Genomic DNA, 6,696 nt, shown 5'->3' on the forward strand with positions numbered 1-6,696 from the left:
ACCGGAACAGTGACACCGGTGACGACTGCCACCAAATTCCTGCCATACCCTTCAGGGCATGGGTGCTGGTTCCGTCGCCGTCGTCGTGACCGAGGAGATCGGAGTCCCCTCCTGGGACCTGTACGAGTTGAGCATCCCGTGCACCGTCTTCGGCAAACCGCAGCCCGACCTGGCCGATCCCTGGTACGACCTGCGGCTGTGCGGGACCGGCGCGACGGCGCAGGACGGCCCGGCGGCCGGCACCGGGCTCGCCCTGCGCACCCGCTACGGGCTCGAGGACCTCGCCGGCGCCGACACGGTCATCGTGCCCTCGGTGCCCGACGCCTGTGTCGAGGACGGCGAACCGCTGCCGCCGGCGCTGATCACGGCGCTGCGCCGCGCGTACGACGCCGGCGCCCGCATGGTCTCTCTGTGCACCGGCGCCTTCGCGCTCGCCGAGGCCGGCCTGCTCGACGGGCGCCGCGCCACGGCCCACTGGATGCACACCGCCCAACTGGCCCGGCGCTACCCGAAGGTGCACGTGGACGACTCGGTGCTGTACGTGGACGACGGCGACGTGCTCACCAGCGCCGGGCTGACCGCCGGCCTCGACCTGTGCCTGCACCTGGTGCGGCGTGACCTGGGCGCGCGGGTGGCCAACCAGCTCGCCCGGCGCATGGTGGTGCCCGCCCACCGCGCGGGCGGCCAGGCGCAGTTCATCGACCTGTCGGTGCCCGGCACCGACGACGAGGGCCTGGGCCCGGTGCTCGACTGGGCCCGCGCCCACTTGGACCGGCCGCTGACCGTCGAGGACCTGGCACGGCGGGCGGCGATGAGCCCCCGGACGTTCTACCGCCGGCTCCGGGCGGCCACCGGGACGACCCCGCTTCAGTGGCTGCTCAACCAGCGCCTGGCACGCGCGCAGAACCTGCTGGAATCGACCGACCTCCCGATCGAGAAGGTCGGGGAGCTGACCGGCCTCGGCACCGCCAACAACCTCCGCCACCACTTCGTCAAGCACATCGGCGTGTCCCCGGCCGACTACCGCCGCGCCTTCCCCCGCACGACGCCCGAGCCACCCTCGCAGTCCGGGGAATGACCCGGCACACCGTCCCGGCCGAACGGACAGGCCGCCACGGGCCCGGTAGCCTCGGCCGGGTGAGCGGAGAACCGGAGATCCAGCGTGTCCCGATGACCGAGGAGGAGATCGAGGCGGCCCACATCGGGGGCGCTCCCCGGCTCGACGGCCGGGTCGAGCTGGCCGAGTACGACCCGGCCTGGCCGGCCCGGTACTCGCGGGAGGCGGCGACGATCCGCGGCGCGCTGGGCTCGGCGGTGCTGGCGCTTGAGCACGTGGGCTCCACCTCGGTTCCCGGCATGCCGGCCAAGCCGATCCTGGACATCCTGCTCGTCGTGGCCGACTCGGCCGACGAGGCCGCGTACGTGCCGGCGCTGGAGGCGGCGGGGTACGCGCTGGCGATCCGGGAGCCCGGCTGGTACGAGCACCGCGTCCTGCGGCGGCCGGGTGGCGAGATCGGGGTGAACCTGCACGTGCTGCCGAGGGGATGCCCCGAGATCGAGCGGATGCTGCTGTTCCGCGACCGGCTGCGCGGCGACGAAGCCGACCACGAGCTGTACGCGCGCACCAAGCGCGACCTGGCCGGCCGCGAGTGGCGGCACATACAGAACTACGCCGACGCCAAGACCGAGGTGGTCGAGGCGATCATCGCACGCGCCCGCCGGGCCGCGACGGCCTGAGCCTCGCACCGAGGCCCCGGCCCGCCTGGTGACGTGGTCGCCGGCGGCCAGGGCGTCCACCTTCTCCTGGCTGCCCGCGCGGCCCGGCGGCACGACGGCGAGGACGCCGGTCCTGGCCCTGACGGCGCCACACCGCGCGTATGGCGGCCCGCGCGTGCCCCCTGTCGGAGGGCGGTCTACCATGACTATCCACGCGTATAGTTTTCAGCACACGCGAGTAGTACGCTACACATACGAATAGGAGTGGGGCGACGTGACGACGGCAGCGGCTCCGGAGGACCTGACGGCGCGGGCGCGCATCAGAGACGCGGCCCTGCAGCACTTCGGCCGGTTCGGCTACGAGCGGGCGACGCTGCGGGGCATCGCCGAGACCGCGGGCGTCTCCCCCGGCCTGGTGCGGCACCACTTCGGGTCCAAGCAGGGCCTGCGCGAGGCCTGCGACGAGTACCTGATCAAGGTGATGCACCAGGCCAACGAGCAGATCAGGACCGGCCTCGACGTCGGCGCCCTGCGGCCCGTGCTGGCCACGCGCGCGGCGGTGGCCCCCTACCAGGCCTACATCGCGCGGGCCCTGGCCGAGGGCTCGGCGACGGCCCTGTTCGACGAGCTCGTGCGCGCCACCGTGCCCTGGGTGCTCGAAGCCGACAAGGGCCGGTCCGATCCCCCCGAGGCCGACGCCAAGGTCCGCGCGGCCATCGTCACGGCGATGGCCCTGGGCGTCGGCATCCTGCGGGAGCACGTCTCACGCGCGATAGGCGTCGACGTGTCCAGCCCCGAAGGCGACCGCCTGCTCTCCCGGGGCCTCATCGACCTCTATTCGCACCCCCTGCTCGGCGTCGAGGACGCGCAGCGGATCCTGAGCGCCCTCGGCGAGGCCGAGTCCGCATCCCCTCAAGGAGAATCACGATGACTGACGCCATCGCGGTGTCCGGTCTGGTCAAGTCGTTCGGCACGAGCCGGGCGTTGAACGGCCTGAATCTCACGGTCGGCACCGGTGAGGTGCACGGGTTCCTGGGTCCCAACGGCGCGGGCAAGACGACGACGATCCGCGTCCTGCTCGGGCTGCTGCGCGCCGACGCCGGGCAGGTGCGCCTGCTGGGCGGCGACCCCTGGCGCGACGCGGTGCGCCTGCACAAGAGGCTGGCGTACGTGCCCGGGGATGTGAGCCTGTGGCCGAACCTCACCGGGGGCGAGGCCATCGACCTGTTCGGCGACCTGCGCGGCGGGCTCGACAGGACCCGCCGGGCCGAGCTGGTCGAGCGCTTCCAGCTCGACCCGTCCAAGCGCTGCCGTACCTACTCCAAGGGCAACAGGCAGAAGGTCGCCCTCGTCGCCGCCTTCGCCTCGGACGTCGAGCTGTTCATCCTGGACGAGCCCACCTCCGGCCTGGACCCGCTGATGGAGGCCGCCTTCCAGCAGACCGTGCGCGAGGTCAGCGCCCGGGGCGCGACGGTGCTGCTGTCCAGCCACATCTTCTCCGAGGTGGAGGCCCTGTGCTCGGCGGTGAGCATCATCCGTGACGGCGTCACCGTCGAGTCCGGCACCCTCGCCCGGCTCCGCCACCTGACCAGGACCTCGGTCACCGTGGAGGCCGCCGAGCCGATCACCGGGCTGGACGCCCTGCCCGGCGTGCACGATCTGGTCGCCGACGGCACGCGTGCCCGGTTCGACGTGGACTCGGCGCGGCTGCCCGGCGTGCTGCGCCACCTGGCCGGCTTCGAGGTCCAGGCGCTGACCAGCCACCCGCCGACGCTGGAGGAGCTGTTCATGCGCCACTACGGCGAGGCGGCCACGGCCGGGGCGGGCCGATGAGCGCGTACGCGGGCACCGGCCGGCTGATCCGGCTGGCGCTGCGGCGCGACCGCGTCCAGATCGCGGTCTGGATCGTCGCCTCGGTGGCGCTCCTCGCGGCCGGGGCCGCGGCGGTGGCCGACGAGTTCCCCGACGAGGCCGAGCGCGTCACCGCGCTGAAGGGCGCCGGCACCAGCCCGGCCGTCCTGCTCATGCGCGGCGCACCCGTCGGCACCGACCTGGGCGCGCTGGTCAACTTCCGCAACTACGCGTTCATGCTGGTGCTGGCGGCGCTCATGAGCACCTTCGCGATCGTCCGGCACACCCGGCAGAACGAGGAGAACGGCAGGGCCGAGCTGCTCGGGGCGGGCCGCCTGGGCAGGCGCGCCGGCCTCACCTCCGCCCTGGTCGTGGTCGCCGGAGCCGATCTGCTGCTCGGGGCCGCGCTGACCGGGACCCTGCTGGGCGCCGGCCTGCCCGCCGACGGCGCGCTCGCGTTCGGGGCCGCGACGGCGGCCACCGGGCTGGCCTTCGCGGGCCTGGCCGCGGTCGCCGCGCAGTTGTTCCAGAGCGCCCGCGCGGCCAACGCGTTCGCCGCGACGGCGGTCGGCGTGGCCTTCCTGGTGCGCGGCATCGGCGACGCGCTCGGCGAGCGGGCGGCGGACGGCATCCAGGTGACCGGCGCCTGGCCGTCGTGGCTGTCCCCCATCGGGTGGGGCATGCGGGTACGCCCCTTCGGCGAGGAGGCGTGGTGGGTGCTCGCCCTGCCGTTCGCGCTGGTGGCGGCCTGTGTGGCCGTGGCGTTCGCCCTCGCCGGCCGCCGCGACTTCGGCGCCGGGCTGATTCCCGACCGGCCGGGACCGAAGGCGGCCTCTCGCTCGCTGCTGAGCCCGCTCGGGCTGGCGTGGCGGCTGAACCGCGGCACGACGCTCGGCTGGGTGATCGGCGGCGCGCTGCTCGGCCTGGGCATCGGCACCCTGGGCAGGACCGTCAACGAGGCGATGTCCGGCAACACGGGGGCCACCGAGCTCCTGGACCAGATCGCGGGCGCCGGGGCCGCCCCGCTGGTGGACACCTTCTACGCCGCGATGATGAACGTGTTCGGCGTGCTGGCCGCGGGGTACGTCGTCCAGGCGCTGCTGCGGCTGCGTACGGAGGAGGCCGGCGGGCCCGCCGAAGCGGTGCTGGCCACCGCGGTGGGCCGGGTCCGGTGGGTGGCCGCGCACCTGGCGTGCGCGGTGATCGGCGCGACCGCGCTGCTGGTGCTGGCCGGCGCCGGCATGGGCGTGGCCGACGCCGCCGTCGGCGGCGTCACCGGCGTGGACCCCCTGGTCGGCGCCGGGCTGGCGCAGCTTCCCGCCGCGCTGACGCTGGCCGGGTTCGTCGTGCTCGTCTTCGGCCTGCTGCCCCGGCTGACGATCCCGCTCGCCTGGGCGGGGCTCGTGGCGAGCATCGTCTGCGGGCTGCTCGGGGAGGTGTTCGCGCTGCCCGAGGCGGTGCGCGACCTGTCGCCGTTCAGCCACGTGCCGCCCATCCCGGCGGCCGAGGCGGCGGCCGGGCCCCTGGTGGCGCTGGCGGTCACGGCCGCCGCGCTGGCGGCGGCCGGGCTGGCGCTGTTCCGGCGCCGGAACCTGGCGCTGTAGGGCGACGGCGGTGCGCACGGGGCGGGCGGGCCGGGCCTCACGGGGATGGCATGTTTTCGGGATATCTCCGAAAGTTTCATCGACGATGCCACCCCGGACCACCTAGGCAAGGCGTTCGACCAGCCGAAATATCTCCGTGAGATCGTCGCAACATTTCGGAGATCGTTGACACCTCGCCGGAGCCGGACGAACACTGTCGCCATCGCACGACCTCAACCGGTGTCGATCCGGGTCACCCGCCAAGGACTGCTCCTCCGGTCGTCGGCCGCGCACGACGACCGGTGACCCGGGCGCGTGGTACGCCACCCGGCGGCCCCCCGCCGAGGGCCGTACCACGCCGCCCGCCCCGTCAGCCTTCACGAGGAGGAAGCACCCACATGAAGGACGCCCACCCCAACAGCCGCAGACGCGGCCCGGCCCGGCTGCTGATCAGCCGGGCCTGCGCCATGGCCGTAGCGCTGGTCGCGGCCCTGGCGATGCTGCCCGGCACCGCCAACGCGGCCCCCATCACCTCCAACCAGACGGGCACGAACAACGGCTACTTCTACTCGTTCTGGACCGACAGCCCCGGAACGGTCTCCATGGAACTGGGATCCGGCGGCAACTACAGCACCTCTTGGCGCAACACCGGGAACTTCGTGGCCGGCAAGGGCTGGAGCACCGGCGGCCGCAGGACGGTGACGTACTCGGGCAGCTTCAATCCGTCCGGCAACGCGTACCTGACCCTCTACGGGTGGACGAGGAACCCGCTCATCGAGTACTACATCGTCGACAACTGGGGCACCTACCGGCCCACGGGCACCTACAAGGGCACCGTGACCAGCGACGGCGGCACGTACGACATCTACGAGACGACCCGGAACAACGCGCCCTCCATCGAGGGCACCAGGACCTTCAAGCAGTTCTGGAGCGTCCGGCAGTCGAAGCGAACGGGCGGAACCATCACCGCCGGCAACCACTTCGACGCCTGGGCCCGGCACGGCATGAACCTGGGCAGCCACGACTACATGATCATGGCTACCGAGGGATACCAGAGCAGCGGGAGCTCCAACATCACGGTGGGCGGCTCCGGCGGCAACCCCGGTAACCCCGGCAACCCGGGCAACCCGGGCGGTGGCTGCACCGCGACGCTGTCGGCGGGCCAGCAGTGGAGCGACCGGTACAACCTCAACGTCTCGGTCAGCGGTTCGAGCAACTGGACCGTGACGATGAACGTGCCGTCCCCGGCGAGGATCATCGCCACCTGGAACATCAGCGCGAGCTATCCCAGCTCCCAGGTGCTGACCGCCAGACCCAACGGCAACGGCAGCAACTGGGGTGTGACGATCCAGCACAACGGCAACTACACCTGGCCGACGGTGTCCTGTAGCGCGGGCTGACCCCCGGACACCCGAAGCACCGCACCTGTGGCGGGGGGGGCCCCCGCCCCCCCCCCCCCCCCCCCCCCCCGCCCCCGCGCCCCCCCCCCCCGGGGGGGGGGGGGGGGGGGGGGCCGGGGGGGGGGGGGGGGGGGGGGGGGGGCCCC

At 73.4% G+C, this 6,696-nt stretch carries 6 protein-coding genes; all 6 read left to right on the top strand.

The features are described from left to right. Positions 1 to 58: 58 nt before the first annotated feature. The 6 genes from HNP84_RS33835 to xynA all read left to right on the top strand — a co-directional run bounded on the left by HNP84_RS33835 (position 59) and on the right by xynA (position 6,550). Positions 59 to 1,078 (top strand): GlxA family transcriptional regulator, encoded by a 1,020-nt coding sequence (locus tag HNP84_RS33835; RefSeq protein ID WP_185054065.1) that lies wholly within the window; start codon positions 59 to 61, stop codon positions 1,076 to 1,078. A 59-nt stretch (positions 1,079 to 1,137) separates the two neighbouring features. Further along, positions 1,138 to 1,737: a GrpB family protein gene (locus HNP84_RS33840; protein WP_312926383.1), complete on the top strand. Its 600-nt coding sequence runs from the start codon at positions 1,138 to 1,140 to the stop codon at positions 1,735 to 1,737. Positions 1,738 to 1,990: 253 nt separating this feature from the next. Beyond that, positions 1,991 to 2,647: a TetR/AcrR family transcriptional regulator gene (locus HNP84_RS33845; RefSeq protein ID WP_185054067.1), complete on the top strand. Its 657-nt coding sequence runs from the start codon at positions 1,991 to 1,993 to the stop codon at positions 2,645 to 2,647. Continuing rightward, a complete protein-coding gene (locus HNP84_RS33850; RefSeq protein WP_185054069.1) occupies positions 2,644 to 3,549 on the top strand; it encodes an ABC transporter ATP-binding protein in 906 nt (301 codons plus the stop codon). Before HNP84_RS33845 ends, HNP84_RS33850 begins: the two co-directional genes overlap by 4 nt. Next, positions 3,546 to 5,171: an ABC transporter permease gene (locus HNP84_RS33855; protein ID WP_185054070.1), complete on the top strand. Its 1,626-nt coding sequence runs from the start codon at positions 3,546 to 3,548 to the stop codon at positions 5,169 to 5,171. Before HNP84_RS33850 ends, HNP84_RS33855 begins: the two co-directional genes overlap by 4 nt. A 377-nt stretch (positions 5,172 to 5,548) precedes the next feature. Beyond that, positions 5,549 to 6,550, top strand: coding sequence for an endo-1,4-beta-xylanase XynA (gene xynA / locus HNP84_RS33860; RefSeq protein WP_185054071.1), 1,002 nt, complete (start codon positions 5,549 to 5,551; stop codon positions 6,548 to 6,550). The last annotated feature ends 146 nt before the right edge of the window (positions 6,551 to 6,696 follow it).

Source organism: Thermocatellispora tengchongensis, from assembly GCF_014202315.1.
GTDB lineage: Bacteria > Actinomycetota > Actinomycetes > Streptosporangiales > Streptosporangiaceae > Thermocatellispora > Thermocatellispora tengchongensis.

Coding starts and splice junctions, on each gene's coding strand:
- HNP84_RS33835 (WP_185054065.1), top strand. CDS start 59: ATGGGTGCTGGTTCCGTCGCCGTCGTCGTGACCGAGGAGATCGGAGTC.
- HNP84_RS33850 (WP_185054069.1), top strand. CDS start 2,644: ATGACTGACGCCATCGCGGTGTCCGGTCTGGTCAAGTCGTTCGGCACG.
- HNP84_RS33855 (WP_185054070.1), top strand. CDS start 3,546: ATGAGCGCGTACGCGGGCACCGGCCGGCTGATCCGGCTGGCGCTGCGG.
- xynA (WP_185054071.1), top strand. CDS start 5,549: ATGAAGGACGCCCACCCCAACAGCCGCAGACGCGGCCCGGCCCGGCTG.